11 protein-coding genes are annotated in these 17,718 nt (G+C 60.8%); 6 read left to right on the top strand and 5 right to left on the bottom strand.

Annotation, left to right across the window (positions count from 1 at the left end; all coding sequences use genetic code 11):
- The first annotated feature begins 162 nt into the window (after positions 1 to 162).
- On the top strand, positions 163 to 555 hold the full coding sequence (locus G5S37_RS30675; protein ID WP_165210413.1) for a DUF1801 domain-containing protein: 393 nt from the start codon (positions 163 to 165) through the stop codon (positions 553 to 555).
- Positions 556 to 565: 10 nt separating this feature from the next.
- On the opposite strand, the gene G5S37_RS30680 is transcribed toward G5S37_RS30675, so the two are convergent.
- A complete protein-coding gene (locus tag G5S37_RS30680; protein ID WP_165210416.1) occupies positions 566 to 937 on the bottom strand; it encodes a metallopeptidase family protein in 372 nt (123 codons plus the stop codon).
- Positions 938 to 1,024: 87 nt separating this feature from the next.
- On the opposite strand from G5S37_RS30680, the gene G5S37_RS30685 reads away from it, so the two are divergent.
- Positions 1,025 to 2,476, top strand: a complete 1,452-nt coding sequence (locus G5S37_RS30685; RefSeq protein ID WP_165210419.1) for a hypothetical protein — start codon at positions 1,025 to 1,027, stop codon at positions 2,474 to 2,476.
- A 37-nt stretch (positions 2,477 to 2,513) separates the two neighbouring features.
- Here the strand turns inward: G5S37_RS30685 and G5S37_RS30690 are convergent, their stop codons facing one another.
- Positions 2,514 to 2,753, bottom strand: coding sequence for a hypothetical protein (locus tag G5S37_RS30690; protein ID WP_165210422.1), 240 nt, complete (start codon positions 2,751 to 2,753; stop codon positions 2,514 to 2,516).
- 180 nt (positions 2,754 to 2,933) lie between these two features.
- Here G5S37_RS30690 and G5S37_RS30695 point away from each other — a divergent pair, with 180 nt between their 5' ends.
- Together G5S37_RS30695 and G5S37_RS30700 are read left to right on the top strand one after the other, a co-directional pair.
- Positions 2,934 to 3,671: a hypothetical protein gene (locus tag G5S37_RS30695; RefSeq protein WP_165210425.1), complete on the top strand. Its 738-nt coding sequence runs from the start codon at positions 2,934 to 2,936 to the stop codon at positions 3,669 to 3,671.
- A 272-nt stretch (positions 3,672 to 3,943) separates the two neighbouring features.
- Positions 3,944 to 5,197, top strand: coding sequence for a glycosyltransferase family 4 protein (locus G5S37_RS30700; protein ID WP_165210428.1), 1,254 nt, complete (start codon positions 3,944 to 3,946; stop codon positions 5,195 to 5,197).
- Positions 5,198 to 5,580: 383 nt separating this feature from the next.
- Here G5S37_RS30700 and uvrA read toward each other — a convergent pair whose 3' ends face one another.
- Positions 5,581 to 11,181, bottom strand: a complete 5,601-nt coding sequence (gene uvrA / locus G5S37_RS30705; RefSeq protein WP_165210431.1) for an excinuclease ABC subunit UvrA — start codon at positions 11,179 to 11,181, stop codon at positions 5,581 to 5,583.
- A gap of 125 nt (positions 11,182 to 11,306) precedes the next feature.
- Positions 11,307 to 13,874: an Amuc_1098 family type IV pilus outer membrane protein gene (locus G5S37_RS30710; RefSeq protein ID WP_165210434.1), complete on the bottom strand. Its 2,568-nt coding sequence runs from the start codon at positions 13,872 to 13,874 to the stop codon at positions 11,307 to 11,309.
- 182 nt (positions 13,875 to 14,056) lie between these two features.
- On the opposite strand from G5S37_RS30710, the gene G5S37_RS30715 reads away from it, so the two are divergent.
- Positions 14,057 to 14,707, top strand: a complete 651-nt coding sequence (locus tag G5S37_RS30715) for a response regulator transcription factor (RefSeq protein ID WP_165210437.1) — start codon at positions 14,057 to 14,059, stop codon at positions 14,705 to 14,707.
- 6 nt (positions 14,708 to 14,713) lie between these two features.
- Positions 14,714 to 16,339 carry a HAMP domain-containing sensor histidine kinase gene (locus G5S37_RS30720; RefSeq protein ID WP_165210440.1) on the top strand — a complete coding sequence of 542 codons (1,626 nt, stop codon included), beginning with the start codon at positions 14,714 to 14,716 and terminating at the stop codon, positions 16,337 to 16,339.
- Here the strand turns inward: G5S37_RS30720 and G5S37_RS30725 are convergent.
- The gene (locus tag G5S37_RS30725; protein WP_165210443.1) at positions 16,306 to 17,712 is read right to left on the bottom strand and encodes a DUF1501 domain-containing protein; all 1,407 of its coding nucleotides are present in this window, start codon (positions 17,710 to 17,712) and stop codon (positions 16,306 to 16,308) included. The two genes, G5S37_RS30720 and G5S37_RS30725, sit on opposite strands and share 34 nt — an antisense overlap.
- Between the last annotated feature and the right edge of the window lie 6 nt (positions 17,713 to 17,718).

Here is a 17,718-nt window from a genome sequence, read left to right on the forward strand (position 1 = left end):
TATATATAGTGGTAGAAGCCCGTTTTGAGGCACAACAGGTGCCATTTCCCGTCCGAAACGGGCTCAAAAGCGCGCTCTCAGGACCTTATTTGGAGGCTTGCCGGAGCACTGCATCCTGCCCTATTCTGCCCCCACTATCCCTCTCCCCTACCCGGTATGGCCATGAAACGTGCCTCCAATGTACCCGCCTCCCCGGATGCCTATGTCGCCAGCCTCACCGGGTGGCAACGTCCCTTGGTGGAGCGCCTGAGGAAGGTGGCACGCAAGGCTGCTACTGACGCCACCACGGAATCCATCAAGTGGGGACACGTGGTCTACCACTGTAATGGCCCGGTGTTTCTCATCCGCGCGGAGGAGAAACGGGTCCTCTTCGGCTTCTGGCGTGGACAGCTCCTGCGGGAGATTGAGCCCCGCCTCAAACCCGGTGGGAAGTACGAAATGGCTACCCTCCAGCTCAACGAGGGTGACACCATCTCCGACGCGGTGGTGAAGCGCCTTGTCCAAGCCGCTGTGGCCCTGAACAAGGAAATGGGCGACCCCACGGACATCAGCTAGCTAGGCGGACTCAGCCCAGCCCCAGCGCTTCGATCTCTTCCTCCCCCCACCCCAGGTAGTGGCCCAGCTCGTGCAGCCAGGTGACGCGCACTTCCTTCCGGTACTGGTGCTCATCCCCAGATGCGTAGTCCCAGAGGTTGTCCAGAAAGAGGCGAATCCTCGGCATGTCAGCAGGACCGGCAGGAAGGGGGTCCATGCGGTTGTAGCCTTCGAAGAGGCCAAGGAGGTCGTCCGGCAGTTCGTCATCTTCTTCCAAGGCGTCTTCGATGTCCTCGTAGGTCACCAGGCATTCCTCGGAGGCGGCCCGCACTTCCTCGGGGAGCTGGCCGCGGGCGCGTTCGACTTCCGTTTCTGCCAGGCGTAGGAGTTTGGGGTGTGGCATGAGTCTGAACGGCGATTGAAAGAAAGTGACTCACCACCGTCGAATAGACAAGCTCAGCCGACGGCAGTTCCTCCCCGTACTCTCTCCATGCGCCCTCCCTGTCTTCTTTTTCTACTGGTTCTCCTCCTTGGAAGTAGCGCTCCCCTCCTCCGCCTCTCGGCGGCGGACGACTTCAAGCCAGAAGGTTTCGGCGCCTCCTCCCAAGGCGGCGTAGGCGGCAAGGTGCTCATGGTTTCCCGCCTCGATGACAATCCGAAGAAGCCCGCCCCCGGAAGCCTGCGCTGGGCGCTCCGCCAGAAGGGTCCGCGGGTGGTGAAATTCTCTGTCAGCGGGACCATTGCGTTGCAGGACCGGATTGAAATCAAAGAACCCTTCCTCACCATCGACGGCTCGGATGCACCCGGCGCGGGCATCTGCATTCGCGGGGGAAGCCTGGAGTTCAAGCGCACCCACGACATCATCGTCCGCCACATCCGCGTACGCCTCGGAGACGAGACGACCCTGCGCAAGGTGAAGGCCACGAAGCGTGACCGCCCGCCGAACTCGGATGGCCTGGACTGTATCGGGCTGACGGACTGCCGTCGCGTGCTCTTTGACCACTGCTCCGTCTCGTGGAGTTGCGACGAGCTCTTCGGCATCACCCGCTGCCAGGACGTGACCATCCAGTGGTGCATCCTGGGTGAGCCGCTGTCCAATCCAAGGCTCCATCCCTACGGTGACCATCACGCCTTCGTGCTGAACTGCAGTGCCAGCACCCTGAGCCTGCATCACTGCCTGCTGGCCCGGTTCGTGATGCGCGGCCCGCAGTTCGAGTGCAACGACATGACGCCCAAGAGCAAGTACACCGTGCGCATGGAGGCGGTGAACAATGTCATCTTCGACTACGAGCGCAGCGGCTCCCGCTACTCCACCGGGGTGGAAGAGAAGAACGGCACCGGCAAGGGCAAGGTCTTCCGCTTCCAGTTCCTGAACAATCTCTACATCACCTCCTCTCCCAAAGCGGTGGAGATTGAGCCCATCGAGAAGCATGGGCACGGCGCGGATGTGCGCACCGCGGTGCAGGGAAACAAAGTGATCGCGAAGCCGGTGATGAAGCTGCTCGGTGCATCCAGTTCCCCGGCCAGACCCCCCCTGCTGGATCACAAGGGTCTCCCCCGCCCCCGCCCGGACACCGCCAAGGCGATGAAGAGTGTCGAGTTGCCACCGATAGGCACCGGGTATTGGGCGGCTGCTTTGGCCACGGCGCGGCCCGTCATGTGGGCGGGCGGAAAGACGCCGGACGAAGTCGTGGGTGAGCGCCTCTTCTCCGCACCTGTTCCAGTCACCCTTGAGTCCGTCGAAACGGCGGCTCACCGGGTGCTGGCCGAGGCCGGGAATCGCGGTCCCTTGGATGCCGTGGATGCCCGCCTGATCATGGATGTGACCATGCTCCGCTTTGGCAGTCCCCTCACCTCACAGAAGGATGTCGGCGGCTGGCCGGACTTGGGCGGGAAGGGTGTGCCGCGACTGGGCGTGATGATGCCGGTCCCGCAAAATTGAATTGACTGAGACGAGCTGGGTCAGTCTGCACCACAGGTCAGCGGGCCAGCGCCACTTGGTTCCCAACCGGGGTTGTTGGTGCAATATTAGGCAAGGGCTTGCCTTGCTGCTCCGCCTCCAGGGCACGCTTCACTTCGCCAGTTTCGAGGTGGAGTTGGCCGGACGGTGTGGCATCGCCCGTCAGGCGTCCCACAGATCTGCCCATCGCCTGGATCATGCGGTTGGCGCCATCCAGCGGATTGGCCATCTGGCCCATGTTCTGGCAGCTGGTGAGCATGAGGGCCGAGCAGGCGAAAAGAAAAAGGCAGGCGGTGCGTAGGATCATCTGATCCGGTGTATCATAAGCCTCCCTCGGTGGGAAGCCGCAAAAACGTCATCGAACAAAAGCGGCGGGTGATTCGTCTCATCCTATTCAGCGCTTCCCTACATCAACCAACACTGTTAGTCTCGCCCTGCCATGAACTCCCGCTCTCGCACTGTGTTCGTCGCTGCTACCGCCGCTTTCGCCCTGTGTCTCATGGGGGGGTCCCTGCTACAGGCGCAGCAGGCTCGTTCCCGCCTCGGCGGCACGACGGAGCCGGGCTCCTTGTACATCGAAGATATTCTGCCGAAGCCCGTCCGCCTGAGCGTGGCTGGCGACTCGATCATCTATTACCAGATCGACATGCAGCGTCCCCTGGGCCAGATGGCGCCCGGCACCACGGTGCAGCTCGTGGCGATGACGGACACCAGCTACAAGGTCCGCGGCCGTGCCCGGCATGGCGACGTCGCCGGCTGGATGCGGAAGGAGGATCTGAAGTCGCCCGATCCCCAGCTCTACGACAAGCTGAAGGCCTTCTATGAACGGCAGAAGAAGGTGGACGAATTGATCGCCAACCGCCAGGTGGCGCTGGGCATGACCAATCTGGAAGTGGAACAGTCCCTGGGTCGCCCCACGCGCAAGTCCACCAAGATCACCGCAGCGGGCCGTGAGGAAGTGCTGGAGTACAGCATCTTTGACAAGGTTCCCCAAGTCACCACCGGCCGCGATGCCTCCGGTCAGCTCGTTCAGTCGACCATCTATGTGAAAGTCGAAGTCGGCCGCCTGACCGTCGGTTTCCAGAATGGCGCCGTGAGCGAGATCAACGAGACCATGGGCAATCCCCTGGGTGCCGGCGGCGTGAAGATTGTGCCGGGGCCGATCACGGTGTTCTGATTTGGTATATCATGGTACATTGTGGTGTATCAGGATGGGTTAGACCATGGTGGGAACTTTGCCGGATGTATGCCATGGCCTACACAAATGTACCTAGTGAGGAATAGGGTCGTGGTGTAGCTGCGTGCCTCTGGGCTCGCACGGATTGACCTTGAGTTCCCCGCGCACTAGGCGTGGGGGATGCCCCCGCATTCTACCATGTGTTCCATGAGCTTTGGCGCCGTTCGCCAGCACCATCCGGGAAGCGGCTGGACTGGGGCGGGACCGTGGCCATGCTGACCATCCTTCTTACCAACTGGATCCTCAGCGGGCGCAGCGGCACGGAAACGCACGTCCGTGATCTCGCCCTCGGGCTGAAGGCGCGCGGCCACCGGCCCATGGTCTTCACCCTTTCTTGGGGAGAGCTGGCGGAGGAACTCGTGGCCAGTGGTGTGCCCGTGGTCACCAATCTTGAGGCGTTGCCTTGGAAACCGGATCTGGTTCATGGACACCACAATTTCACCACCCTCAGCGCCCTGCTGGCCCTGCCTGGCACCCCGGGATTGTTTGTCTGCCATGACTTCCTGGCGTGGCATGACGAGGCTCCCAAGTTTCCACGGCTCCTGATGTATGCCGCGGTGGATATCTCACGGCAGGAGCGCATCGCCTCGGAGGTGAAGTGCAGCGTGTCAGATGTGCTTTGCATCAGGAATGCGGTGGACCTTACCCGTTTTCCGAGCCGAACCCAGCCCCTTCCGCCGGAGCCCAGGCGCGCCTTGGTCTTTGGAAATCTCGCGACCGAGCTCTCCGTAGTCACCCCCATCCGCGAGGCATGCAGGATGCGTGGCGTGCAGCTCGACATGGCAGGCGCGGGAGCCGGCAAACTCGTCACCGATCCCGAGAAGATCCTCGGGGGGTATGACTTGGTGTTTGGCCAGGGGCGCTGTGCGATGGAGTCGCTGGTGACAGGCTGTGCCGTCATCTTGTGTGGACGGGAGGGCATGGGGCCCATGATCACTTCCGACAACTTCGAAACACTGAGAAACGACAATTTCGGCCGGCGCTGCCTTACTGAACCCCTGGAAACAGGTTCAGTGCTTACTGCTCTCGACACCTACGCCCGCACTGACCATGGGGTCATGCATAACCTGGCGCGGACCAGGCTGGGGATGGATGAAATGGTGGACCAGTGGCTGGCAGCCTACCGCACGCTGCTGGCGCTCCCCTGTCCCTCGGATCCCATTGAGGAGATGCGTGCGAGCGCCATCATGCTCGCCAAACTCTCCCCGCCGCTTCTCGGAAACTTCCGGGCATATGAGCAGTTCGTAGCGCACACCCGGGAAGTGGCTGAGATGAAGGATGTCATCGCACGCGTGAAATCAGAACGTGATCGCGCCAAAGCCACGCTCATCCGGGAGCGTGAACGTCAGGATTCCTTGATGCGGGTGAGAGGGTTTATGGCCACCTGCTGGAAACGCCCGTGGCTCCGGCCGCTCGTCCAGTTGCTGGGGCTGCGTCCGGCCAGGGACGAATTTCACCGAGCGTAAGCAGCAGCGGCGGTGTGAAGATTGTGCCGGGGCTGATCGTGGTGTTTTGATATGGAATAAGGTATATCACACCATATTTGAATACAGTGTGAGACCCACTCAAGGAGTGGGGTCATTCCTGGCCCCATGGAAGGGTGGCAATACGGTGGGGGGATGCACCACGGGTGAGTTCAATCGCAAAGCAGCAGAGCAGCAAAGGCTGAGGAGTACGACGTGCCCACCTGGTGATGAGCGTGGCGATTGTCGAACCTCAGGAGAGGCGTTACGCAAATGGGAGCAGGAATGCTCCCACTCCTTGAAGAGGTGGCAGCTTCTCCCGGCCACAACCAAGGATCGGGGCTCTCCTGTCCCCGCTTTTGTGCGGTAGCGCGAGAAGCCCCTCCCTACTTCTCCAGCAGCGCCTTCAAGAACACCCCCGTCCGGCTGCCCTTCGCCTTTGCCACTTGTTCCGGTGTGCCGGTGGCCACGACTTTGCCGCCGTGCTCCCCTGCTTCCGGACCGATATCGATAACGTAATCCGCTTCGGCCATGACATCGAGGTGATGCTCAATCACCACCACCATGTGGCCTTCATTCACAAGCCGATGGAGGATCTCGATCAATCGTACGACATCGTGGTGATGCAGACCAATGGTAGGCTCCTCAATGAGGTAGAGATTGCGCTTGGTATTCTTCAGCCCGCGCATCTTCTCCGTCACCGTGCGGCCCTGCCCGGCGTTGAGTTCGGTCACCAGTTTCAGGCGTTGTGCTTCGCCACCGCTGAGCGTGGGACTTGGCTGGCCAAGTTGCAAATACCCGAGACCTGTCTCCGCCAACAGCGCCAGAGGTCGTGCGATGCGTGGAATGCTCGCGAAGAACTCCGCTGCCTCCGCGATGCTCATGCGCAGGACATCGCCGATGTGCTTGCCGTTGTACTCGATCTCCAGCGTGGCGCTGTTGAAGCGCAGTCCGTGACAGACCTCACAATGCACGCGTGTGGTCGGCAGGAAGTTCATCTCCACCTTCACCTCGCCATTGCCGCCGCAGGTTTCGCAGCGGCCGCCTTCAGTGTTGAAGGAGAATCGTCCCGCCTCATACCCACGCGCACGTGCTGCAGGTACTTGGGCGAAGAGTTTGCGGATGTCATCCAGCACACCCACATAGGTCGCAGGACAGGAGCGGGAAGTTTTTCCAATCGGCGACTGATCCACTTCATATACCGCCGCGATCTGATCCACGCCGTGGATGGAGGTCCAGAGTTTCTTCTCCCCGTTCTTGGACTTGCGGCCTTTCTTCTTCGCATTAGCCAGTTCTTCCTTCACTGCGGGATGCAGCACAGCGCGCATGAGCGAGCTTTTGCCGCTGCCACTCACGCCGGTGATGATGGTGAGGCATCCGAAGGGAAGGCTCACATCCACCTTGCGCAGGTTGTTGGCAGTAGCGCCTTTGAGTGTGAGCCAGCCATTCGAATCATTTTTCTTCGGTAGGGGGCGTCGCTTGCCGTGCAGCGGATGCGGCATCACATTGCGTAGTGCCTTGCCAGTGACGGAGTCCTCGTGCTTCGAAATTTCATCAAGGTTCCCCATCGCCACGATCTGGCCACCGAAGCGACCGGCGCCGGGGCCGAGATCGATGATGGTATCCGCACGGCGCATGGTGTCCTCGTCGTGTTCCACCACGAGCAGTGAGTTGCCCTTGTCGCGCAGCGCGGAGAGCGTGTTCAGCAGGCGCTCGTTGTCGCGCGGATGCAGGCCGATGGTGGGCTCGTCGAGCACGTAGAGCACGCCGCGTAGATTCGAGCCGAGCTGTGATGCCAGGCGGATGCGCTGGGCCTCGCCACCACTCAGGGTGTCGGCACTACGATTGAGCTGGAGATAGGCCAGGCCCACCTCCTGCATGAAGAGCAGTCGCTGCGAGATCTCCTTCATGATGTCGCGCGCGATCTCCGCCTGCCGTCCGGTGAATTTCAGCTTGGCCACCACATCCGAGGCTCTCTCTGCGGAGAGTTCTGCAATCTGCTCGAGATGGATGCCCTGCACCTGTACCGCACGCGCCACGGGATTCATGCGCGCACCATGGCAGGAGGGGCATTGGACGATGGCGTGCTCCCCGCTATCGAAGCGGCGTTCTTCTTCCATCTCCACTTCGAGTTGCGAGACGTCATCGCGACGTTCTCCGTCCGAGGCGCCTTCCATCACCACGCCGAAGCCACGGCAGGATTTGCACCAGCCGTGCGGGCTGTTGAAGGAGAAGAGGCGCGGGTCGAGTTCCTCAAAGCTCATGCTGCACTGCGGGCAGCTCATCTCCGTGTTCAGCACACGGATGGACTTGTCCTGCAGGCGAACCTTGAGCATGCCCTTGCCGAGCTTGAGCGCCTTTTCAATCAAGGGCCTCAAGGCCAGTGCGCGGGCGTTCTTCTCGGTCTTGCCCAGCACCGCATCGATGGAGTGTTCCTTGAATCGTTCCAGCCGCTTGAAGTTCGCCGTGTCGCGGAAGTCGCCGTCCACGAGCAGTGTCTCAATGCCCTGCTTGCGGGCGAACTCCGCAACTTCGGTGTGGAAACCCTTTCGTGCTTTGATCAGGGGCGCCATGATGTGGAGCACCGATTTCTTTGCGAGGCCTTCGACTGTCGCGACCACGGAGCTGATGCTTTGCTTCTCCACGGGGATGCTGCAGTTCGGGCAGTACTGCGTGCCGCACTTGGCAAAGAGGAGTCTCAGGAAATGATACACCTCCGTGACCGTGGCCACCGTGCTCTTGCCACTGCCGCGTGACACACGCTGCTCGATGGCGACTGTGGGCGGGACACCAGCGATGAGATCCACATCAGGCTTCTCCATCTGCTCCACAAAGGTGCGGGCGAAGACGGACATGCTGTCCAGGAAGCGGCGCTGCCCTTCTGCGAAGATGAGATCAAACGCGAGCGAGGACTTGCCGCTGCCGCTCAAGCCGGTAACCACCACCAGCTGATCACGCGGGATATCGAGATTGAAGTTCTTCAGGTTGTGCTCGCGCGCGCCACGGATGGAGATCGCGTTCTTCGCAAGCGCGAGGCCCTTGCCATAGCCGACCTCATCATCGCGCACGATATTGCCACTGGATTCCGGGATCTCGTAGGCGGCTCTGGCATCACCATCCAGGGCGCCACGCAGATACTTGCCCGTCCATGATTTTTCACAAGCCGCCACCTGTTCCGGTGTGCCGGCAATCACCAACTGTCCGCCGTCCGAACCGGCCTCGGGACCGAGGTCGATGATCCAGTCGGCGCATTTGATGACCTCGGTGTTGTGCTCAATGACGAGGATGCTGTGCCCTTCATCCGTGAGCCGCTGCAGCAGTTTCATCAGCAGCGCGATGTCATCGAAGTGCAAACCGGTGGTTGGTTCATCCAGGAGGAAGAGCGTCTTCTTGTCTGTCGATGCCGGTTCCAGAAGATGCCCAATCAACTTCAAGCGCTGTGCTTCACCGCCACTCAGCGTGTTGAGAGGTTGGCCCAGGCGAAGATATCCCAGCCCGGCCTCCTGCAGCAGGCGCAGCGAGACGAGCACGTTCGCCGCCTTCTTCGAGGCGATGCCGGCGAAGAACTCGGTGGCTTCGTCGATGGTCATGCCCAGCACCTCGTTGATGTTCTTCCCATGCAACAGGATGCGCAACGCATGTGGCTGGTAGCGCTTCCCTTCGCACTCGGGGCAGGTCACATACAGGTCGCTGAGGAACTGCATCTCGATCTTCTCATACCCATTCCCCCAGCAGCGCTCGCAACGACCGTCGCCGCTGTTGAAGCTGAAGAAGCCCGGCGTGATGCCCTCGGACTTCGCGTCCTCCGTTTCGGCGAAGAGCTGTCGGATGGCATCGAAGGCACCCACGTACACCGCCGGCGTGCTGCGCGGCGTGCGCGCCAGTGGGCTCTGGTCCACCATCACCACGGTGCCGACCTTGTCTCCGCCATCGACGGACTTCACACGGCCAGGTTCGTCCTCGATGCTCTCACCGCGCTGGCGCATCAGATTGCGATACAGCACGTCATGAACCAGCGTGCTCTTGCCGCTGCCGCTCACGCCCGTCACACAGCACAGCACGCCGAGAGGAATATCGACGCTGAGCTTTTTCAGATTGTGCTGCTGCGCACTGACAATCTTGATGGCCTGTCCACGCGCAGGCGTGCGACGCTTCTTCGGCACGGGAATGCTCTTCCTTCCGAAGAGATAATCACCGGTCAGCGTGCCATGCGTCTTCTTCAGGGAGGAGAGCGGTCCGTGGAACACCAGTTCCCCACCCTTCTCGCCGCGACCGGGTCCGATTTCCACGAGGTTGTCCGCCGCGCGCATCACGGCCTCTTCGTGTTCCACCACGAGCAAGGTATTGCCCTTGTCGCGCAGGCCCTCCATCACGCCGATGAGCCTGCCGATGTCGCGCGGATGCAGACCAATGCTTGGCTCATCGAGAACGAAAAGTGTATTCACCAGCGAGGCGCCAAGGCATGTGGTGAGATTCACGCGCTGGAGTTCACCACCGCTCAGCGTGCGCGTCTGGCGATCCAGATCCAGATAACCAAGGCCAGCGCGCTCCATGTAGCTGAGGCGGGAGGCGATCTCATCACGCAACATCTTTGCCGCGCGATCGCCCTCCACCACGTCGAGGGTTCGCACCGTGGGCAGCAGCACATTCACCGGCATCTTCCAGAAGTCCGCAATGGTCTTGCCGGCGACGCGATAATAATATGCCTCCTTCTTCAGGCGGCCACCGTTGCACTCGTTGCATTCGGTATACGCGCGATAGCGGCTGAGGAAGACACGTACGTGCATCTTGTACGCGCGAGATTCCTGCCACTTGAAGAATCCACGGATGCCATACCACTCGCCGGTTTTGTAGGCCTCCTCGGGATCTGCATTGTCGCCTTCGATGAGCCAGTTGCGATCTTCTTCGCTGAACTGATCAAAGGGCAGATTGAGATCCACCTTCCGTGCTCGTGCGCAGCGTTCCAGATCCGTCTGGCACTCACTGTAGGTTTCACCCGCGAAGGGGCGCACCAATCCATCGCGAATGCTCAGCGACTCATCGGGGATCGCCTTGCGCCAGTCGATGCCCAGCGTCTTGCCAAAGCCGCGGCATGAAGGGCAGGCGCCGATGGGATTGTTGAAGCTGAAAAGTCCCGGCGTAGGCTCGGGCAGCTTGAAGTCGCAGTCCGCACATCTCCAGTCGGTGGAAAAACTCAGATGCTGCTGCTGCGATGCGCTGTTCCCATTCTTGTCCAGGATGGCGGCGCTCATCGTCCCCTTGCCATACCGCAGAGCTGCTTCGATGGCCTCCGTGAGGCGCATGCGATTCGACGTCTCCAGGGTCACGCGGTCCTGCACCACAGGCACCACGGCAGGCAGCTTGCGCTTGCCGAAGGACGCCGGCTCATCGGTGCGGATCACTTCGCCGTAAAGCAGCACACGCACATACCCCTGGCTCTGCAGGAAGGCGAAGAAGTCCTCCACCGTGGACTTCGCGGGCACCGCCACGCCGAAGAGAATCAGCGCCGTCTTGCCCGCATGATCCTTGAGCAGCGTCTGCTGGATGCTCTCCGGGGACTCCGGCCGCACGGGCCTGCCGCACTCCGGGCAGGCGCCTTCCGCCAGGCGCGGAAAGAGCATCTTCAGGTAGTCATTGATCTCCGTGATGGTCCCCACCGTGGAGCGCGTGGAGCGGATGTTGTTCACCTGCTCGATGGCGATGGCTGGTGGGATGCCGTGGATGGCCTCCACCTCCGGCTTGTCCATGCGCTCGAAGAACTGCCGGGTGTACGGGGAGAACGTTTCCACATACCGGCGCTGGCCCTCCGCATAGATGGTGTCGAAGGCCAGGGAGGACTTCCCCGAACCGCTCGGCCCCGTGATGACGTTCAGCTTCCCGAGGGGCAGGTCCAGGTCGAACCCCTTGAGGTTGTTCTGCCGAACCCCCTTGATGTGGATGTGGTTGTCAGTGACCGGGACAGCGGATTTGGGGGTGCGGACGGACATCGGTGGGGAAGCCGGAGTGGCGTGGAGCGAATCATACCGATTCGCCCCACGCTGGCAACCGTACGCACTGAACTTTTGAACAGTGCACTTTGCCTCTCCTCCCCCAACGGAGGAAAGTCCGGGAGCTACGGATTGAGGGGCAGCACCGGCTGGGAGGGCGACACTGGGGGCAGTAGGGTCGTTTCCACCGTGGGTAGAGAATCAGCGGGCTCCAGCGCCGGGGCCGGCTTGCGAATCTTCTCACCGGACGGGTCGATGAGGCTGGCCGTGACGAAGACCATCAAGTTGCGCTTGTAGTGGTCCTCGGCCTTGCTCTGGAAAAGGCGGCCCAGAATCGGGATGTCACCCAGGATCGGCACTTTGTCGTCCACCTGCTGCACATCCTCACGGATGAGGCCGCCCATCGCCACCGTCTGCCCGTCCCAGACCGTCACCGCTGTGGTCACCTTGCGGGTGGAAAAGATGGGCTGCTCGATGCGGTTCTCCGTAAGCGTGACGGTCGTCGGGTTGCCGAGGGCGTCCGTGGAGGAGGTATTGATCGGGCTGCCGTAGTTGATGAAGCCTTCGAACTCAGTCACCTCGGGTGCGAGGTTGAGATCGATGGTGTAGCCATCCGGGCCAATCACGGGATCGACTTCCATGCGCACGCCCACAGGGCGCATTTCGAAGGCGGTGGGGGTCGTGGGCGTCACCGGGAAGGTGGAGCTGCTCGAGGTGCCGACCGTGCTGCCTGTGGTAGCACCCACTGATTGCGGAATTTGGGGCGGATCGAACTCGGTGGGATAGATGAACTCGCGAATGACCTCCACAGTCGCACGTTGACCTGAGCGCGTGGTGACACTGGGCGCGCTCATGAGATCCACGCCCTTCTTCTGGCTGAGCGCGCGAATCACCATCTGAAACTGCGGATCCGTATATACGCCCGAAACAGCAAAGACCCCGGGCGCCAGGGACGACGCAAGATTCTGGGCGTTCAACAGTCCATCGATCGAGTCCGTGCTGATGGCAGTAGAGCCACTGCGATTGCCGCTGGTGATGGGGTTGCTGCCCACCACCGAACCGTCGAGCGAGAACGGGAAATCCGTTCCAGAGACAGAGCCGTTGGCAGAGTTGCCCGTGGTGCCACCCGATCCGAAAACACGCTGACCGCCAATGTTGAAGGCGCCCATCGTCCAGTCGAAGCCGAGCTCATCGGTGTTCTTCTGACTTACCTCGACGAACTTGGCCGTGATGTACACCTGCTGGGGAACCTTCCGCGTGAGTTCCTCAACGTATTGCTCAACCAGATCGAGGGACGGCTGGGTGTTCCTCACAATCAATTGTGAAGTCGCGGAGATGAATGCTGCGGAAGAGCCATCCGGAAACGGAATGCCGTTCTGCACCAGGATGTCCTTCGCATTGGCTTTTGTTTTCAGGGAGCTGGTAGCTGTGCCGCTTGCAGGGGCGAAGGGATCCGCTGGTGCGGCCGGCCCAGCGCCAGCACCATCTGCGGCGGCGGAAGTGAGGAAATCCGGCGGCACTTTGAAGGTGCGCGTGTACATCTCATTGCCCACCTCCGAGAGAGGCACCACCACCACGGCATAGGGTTCCACCTTGTACTTCATCCCACCGAGTTCAGTGATGTAGCGCAGGGCTTCGGACATCGGCACGTCCTTGAGATCCAGGCTGATGGTCGCGGTGGAAGGCGCTGTGCCTGGCTTGATGATGAGGTTCACTCCGCGCTTCGCGGGATCCCGCTCGATGGTGTCATAGTCCTTGCTCTTGATGCGCAGGAATTCGACGGCCTCTTCAATGCTCGCACCGGCGAACTGCACCGTGGGAAAGATGATGCGGGACATCTTGTCGGTGTAATAAGCCCCCGCACTGATGGTCTGGCCGTACGCAGAGGCTACATTGTTCTGAAGAGAAATCGGTACGGGATCCTCCCAGGCCTGGTTCACCGCATTCAGCATCTTCACCCGCGTGTGATCGCGTGCGACGTCGAAGTAATCAGCGCGCTGCTGTTCCACCTGTTCCATGCCGCGCCGCGCTGCCTTGTTATAGGGGTCGATGCGCAGGGCTTCCTGGAACGTTTTGTTGGCCTTGTCGAAGTCTCCGAGGTTGTAGTAGCTGTAGCCCTTCTCCAGGGCCTTCTGGACTTCATGCACGTTCTCCACGTGTCCCGGTGTGAGCGCGACCTCATAGCGCTCCGGATCATCGAGCTGCTTGAGAAGGACTTCAGCTTTCTTGAAATCGGGCTGCCGCTTCAGGGCATCATTGAGCAGGGTGCGGGCTTCGCCATAGTGCCCATTCTTGGCACGTTCAGCAGCCAGGCAGACGGCGGCTTCGGCATATTTGGCATTGGCTTCCGCGCGCTCTTGCGCTGACACCGGAGCCATCGGCAGCAATTCAATAGCAGTGAGATATTGCTGGAGTGCTCGATCACAATCCTTGGCCTCCATCAGCTTGTCCCCTTCGGCAATCGCGGCCCGGGCATCAGCAACGCGCTGCATGCGGCGCGCGATTTCGCGTTGGGCGACGGCCGAGGCATTTCCCGTGGACGGTGGACCCGCGAGCGCCGCTGCGCAAGACAACGCCGTGACTGCACACCACGGAGCGGTGTAGTGGAACAAGGATCTTTTTTTGCTAACGGTCGCAAAGGGAAACGGCTCGGTGCCCGGCGACGTCGTGTCATGGCTGGCGGGGGTGTACATGAGCGCAGCCTGACATGGCGACGATGAAGGATGCGTGAAGCCGCAGGGACTTTCTGCAAAAATCACGCGTCATGTCTTCATCTTATCTTCATGTAGCGCGGGCTATCCTGATGATGTGACGCACCGCGCGCAACCAGCCGCACGTTCAGCGGTTAAGTCACAACCCCCCCTCGTCATCCCCCATGCGAGCACTTGTTGTTGAAGATCAGTCGGACCTTTTACGCACCCTTGCGCACACGCTGCGTGAGGACGGTTTTGCCGTCGATGTGGCTGCCGATGGCGGTGAAGGACTCTGGAAAGCACTGGAGACAGACTACGATGCCGTGGTGCTGGATGTGATGCTCCCCAGAGTGAGCGGTTGGGAAGTGTTGCGAAGGTTGCGCCAGACAAAGAAGACCCCGGTGCTCATGCTCACCGCCCGCGATAGCGTGCCAGATCGCATCCGCGGACTGAACAGCGGTGCGGATGATTATCTCACCAAGCCCTGTGACCTGGATGAATTGCTCGCGCGTCTGCGTGCGCTCATTCGTCGCAGTGTGGGGCAGCCGAGACCGCTTATTGAGGTTGGCCACATCCTGTTGGATCTCGCAGCGCGCACCGTATCCAAGGAGGGCCATCTGGTTTCCCTGACCGCACGGGAATATGCGCTGGTGGAGTTCCTGGCGCTACGCCGGGGAAAGGTGGTCTCGCGTTCTGCGCTCTATGAACATCTCTTCGATGATGGAGAGGACACCCAGTCGAATTTGATCGATGTGCATGTGTACAACCTGCGCAAGAAATTCGGAACGGAGTTCATCAGCACCCGCCGCGGCATGGGCTACTGCATCAAATGAAATGAAATGAAGGCGTTCCACAAATCCCTGCGCTGGCGGATTCAAGCGGGACACGCTATCATCCTGCTGGTGGTACTGGTCGCGTTTGGTGGGACGGCTTACTGGCTTGTTCGAGAAAATAATTTCAAGAGACTTGATGCCGAATTGCAGCGCCGCATCACTGCAGTGGTAGCGGGAATCGGTCCCCCTCCAGCCCTGGGGTGGGAGCCCGGATTCCGCCTGCAGCGCGAGCACCGGACACTCTTTGAGGATGGAGGCCCGGGTTCGTATTATTACCTGGTTATTTCCGCATCCGGCAAGACGATCGCCTCCTCACCGAACGCTCCCGCGAATGTTCCCGTGCCGGCATTCAAAGATGCGTCCAGTGATCCCGTGGTGAGGCAGCGTGGCGAGTTCAGGGAATTCATGCTCTTGTCCACACGACCGATGCCGCCTGGACTCATGGGAGAGCAGAAGGGAGTGCCGCGCGTACTGGCGCCGCCCAATCGGTCTTCTGCAAATCCCATGGTGGACCCGCCCTCGATGCCCAGCACGCCCCGGTTTCGCTTTCCGTTGGATGCGAACTTTGTGAAGAAATTTTTTCCGCAAACCATGGTGGTCGTGGGCTGCTCCATCGCACCGGTCCAGGCAGAGCTGCGCCACCTCGCGTGGGGTTTCACGGTGGCAGGTGCTGCGGTGATTTTTTTGGGAGTGGCTACTGGCTGGCACTTTTCGGGTCGGGCCATCAAGCCCATTGGCGCCATCAGTCATGCGGCAAGAGTCGTGGCCGGAGGCAATCTCTCCGAGCGCATCAAGATCAAGGATGCCACCAGTGAACTGGGTGAGCTGGCAGGGGTTTTGAATGAGACTTTTACCCGGCTGCAATCCGCCTTCGCGAGACAGGCGCAGTTCACCGCGGATGCTTCCCACGAGCTGCGCACGCCGACCTTCGTCATCCTGCTGCAGGCACAGGCGGCGCTAAAGCGAGAGCGTTCAGCGGAGGAATATCGCGAGGCCCTCAGTGTCTGCCAGATGGCCGCGCAGCAGATGAAAAACCTGGTGAACTCGCTCCTCATTCTCGCACGTCAGGATGCTCCCACCAGTGAGATTCATCGAGTGCCTTGTGCCGTGGATGAAATCGTGACGGAATCAGCGAGCCTCCTTCGCTCGCTCGCTGCGGAACGGAATGTCCAGGTGCATCTCGACCTCAAGTCTGCCATGGCCTTGGGAGACCCGACGCAGTTGAAGCAGGTGATCGCAAACCTTCTCGTCAATGCCATCGAATACAACCGGCCCGGCGGTGAGGTGAAGTTGGCCGTATTCCAGGATACAACTGGTGTGGTGTTCGTTGTCAGCGACACCGGCGTGGGCATCTCCTCTCGCGACCTGCCGCATGTGTTTGATCGCTTCTATCGCGCGGATAACTCACGTTCTTCCGCGGAAGGCCACACCGGATTGGGACTTTCGATCTGCAAGGCCATCATCGAATCTCATCGCGGTACGATCACGGTCGCAAGCGAACTTGGCAAAGGCACCACATTCACAGTGATGCTTCCGCTGGTGCCTCACAGCGAGACTGACACTGAGGCGAGCGCTGATCCCAGCCTGCGAAACGCGCCCTACGCAATCACGCCCTCTATCACATTGCCGTAACTCAGCGGCACAGGACGATTGGCGAGGTCATGCAACTCGTGATGCGGGTCGATGCCCATGAGGTGATACATCGTCGCGGCAAGGTCATCGGGCTTCACCGGCTTGTCCGCGGGATGTTCACCGTTCTTGTCGGAGGCGCCGTATACAAAACCGCGCTTCGTGCCACCACCAGCCATGAGGGCAGTGTAGCAGAAAGGCCAGTGGTCGCGACTCAGGGACTTGTTCACGCGAGGTGTGCGGCCGAATTCACCGACCCACACGACGAGTGTTTCATCCAGCAGTCCGCGTTGATCCAGATCAATCAACAGCGTGGGCAGCGTCTGCTCCGTCATGGGCAGGTGACGCTGCTCGATGATGGGGAACATGCGCGTGTTATCGAAGCCATGCGTATCCCAGCCACCACTGGTGGTGACACGTCCCCCGATATTGGGGTCGAAGGTCACGGTGACAAATTTCACCCCAGCTTCCACCAAGCGGCGCGCAAGCAGGCAGCTTTGTCCATACGAGCTGCGTCCGTAGGAGTCGCGCACCTTGTCGGATTCCTTGCCCAGGTCGAAGGCCTCACGCACCTGCGAGCTGTGCAGCATGGCGAGCGCCTTTTCATAATAGCCATCCAGACCGCGCGCTGCGGCGGAGTACTCCAGAAGTCGGCTCTGGTTGTCCACCAGCTTCTGCATCTCGCGGCGCGCGGCGAGCCGCTCATACGTGATGCCATCCGGCAGGCTCAGCTCAGGCAGGGCGAAGTTGGGCTCGTTCGGATCTTTGGTGACGAGGAAGGGATCGCGCGCTTTGCCCAAGAAGCTGGCGAATTGCCCCGGCGTCTGGGTGCCATCGCTGATCACGAAAGGCAGATGCACCGAGGTGGGAATTTCCAACCGTGAGGGCAGCATCACATCCGCCACACTGGTGTACGCGGGGAAGAGATCCGGCGTGTCCTTCAGGCGCTGGTCATCACTGGGCGGCGCATGGCCGGACAGCGCGTAGTAGCCCGCGCTGTTGTGATTCTTCATGTTGTGATGCACGCTGCGGATGAGCGTCACCTTGTCCATGATCTGCGCGGTCTTCGGGAGCAGGGAGTTCACCTGGATGCCGTCCACGTTGCTGGACATCGGCTTGTGAAAGCCGCGGATGCCACTGGGCGCATCCGGCTTCATGTCAAAGGTCTCCAGATGACTCGGGCCACCCCACTGGAAAAGGAAGATGACGGACTTTGCCTTGGCCACGCGCTTCTCGATCTTGGCAGCCTCCATGGCGCCGAGGAGCCGTGGCAGTGTCATGCCAAACAGACCCATGCCACCGACGCGCAGGATCGAGCGGCGACTCAGCAGGTGAGTGCTGTGGAAGTCACTGCAGGCTGGAGATGGCTGGGGCATGAGCAC

The sequence above is a fragment of the Roseimicrobium sp. ORNL1 genome (assembly GCF_011044495.1).
In the GTDB taxonomy this organism is placed as follows: Bacteria; Verrucomicrobiota; Verrucomicrobiia; order Verrucomicrobiales; family Verrucomicrobiaceae; genus Roseimicrobium.

Coding starts and splice junctions, on each gene's coding strand:
- G5S37_RS30675 (WP_165210413.1), top strand. CDS start 163: ATGAAACGTGCCTCCAATGTACCCGCCTCCCCGGATGCCTATGTCGCC.
- G5S37_RS30680 (WP_165210416.1), bottom strand. CDS start 937: ATGCCACACCCCAAACTCCTACGCCTGGCAGAAACGGAAGTCGAACGC.
- G5S37_RS30685 (WP_165210419.1), top strand. CDS start 1,025: ATGCGCCCTCCCTGTCTTCTTTTTCTACTGGTTCTCCTCCTTGGAAGT.
- G5S37_RS30690 (WP_165210422.1), bottom strand. CDS start 2,753: ATGCTCACCAGCTGCCAGAACATGGGCCAGATGGCCAATCCGCTGGAT.
- G5S37_RS30695 (WP_165210425.1), top strand. CDS start 2,934: ATGAACTCCCGCTCTCGCACTGTGTTCGTCGCTGCTACCGCCGCTTTC.
- G5S37_RS30700 (WP_165210428.1), top strand. CDS start 3,944: ATGCTGACCATCCTTCTTACCAACTGGATCCTCAGCGGGCGCAGCGGC.
- uvrA (WP_165210431.1), bottom strand. CDS start 11,181: ATGTCCGTCCGCACCCCCAAATCCGCTGTCCCGGTCACTGACAACCAC.
- G5S37_RS30710 (WP_165210434.1), bottom strand. CDS start 13,874: ATGTACACCCCCGCCAGCCATGACACGACGTCGCCGGGCACCGAGCCG.
- G5S37_RS30715 (WP_165210437.1), top strand. CDS start 14,057: ATGCGAGCACTTGTTGTTGAAGATCAGTCGGACCTTTTACGCACCCTT.
- G5S37_RS30720 (WP_165210440.1), top strand. CDS start 14,714: ATGAAGGCGTTCCACAAATCCCTGCGCTGGCGGATTCAAGCGGGACAC.
- G5S37_RS30725 (WP_165210443.1), bottom strand. CDS start 17,712: ATGCCCCAGCCATCTCCAGCCTGCAGTGACTTCCACAGCACTCACCTG.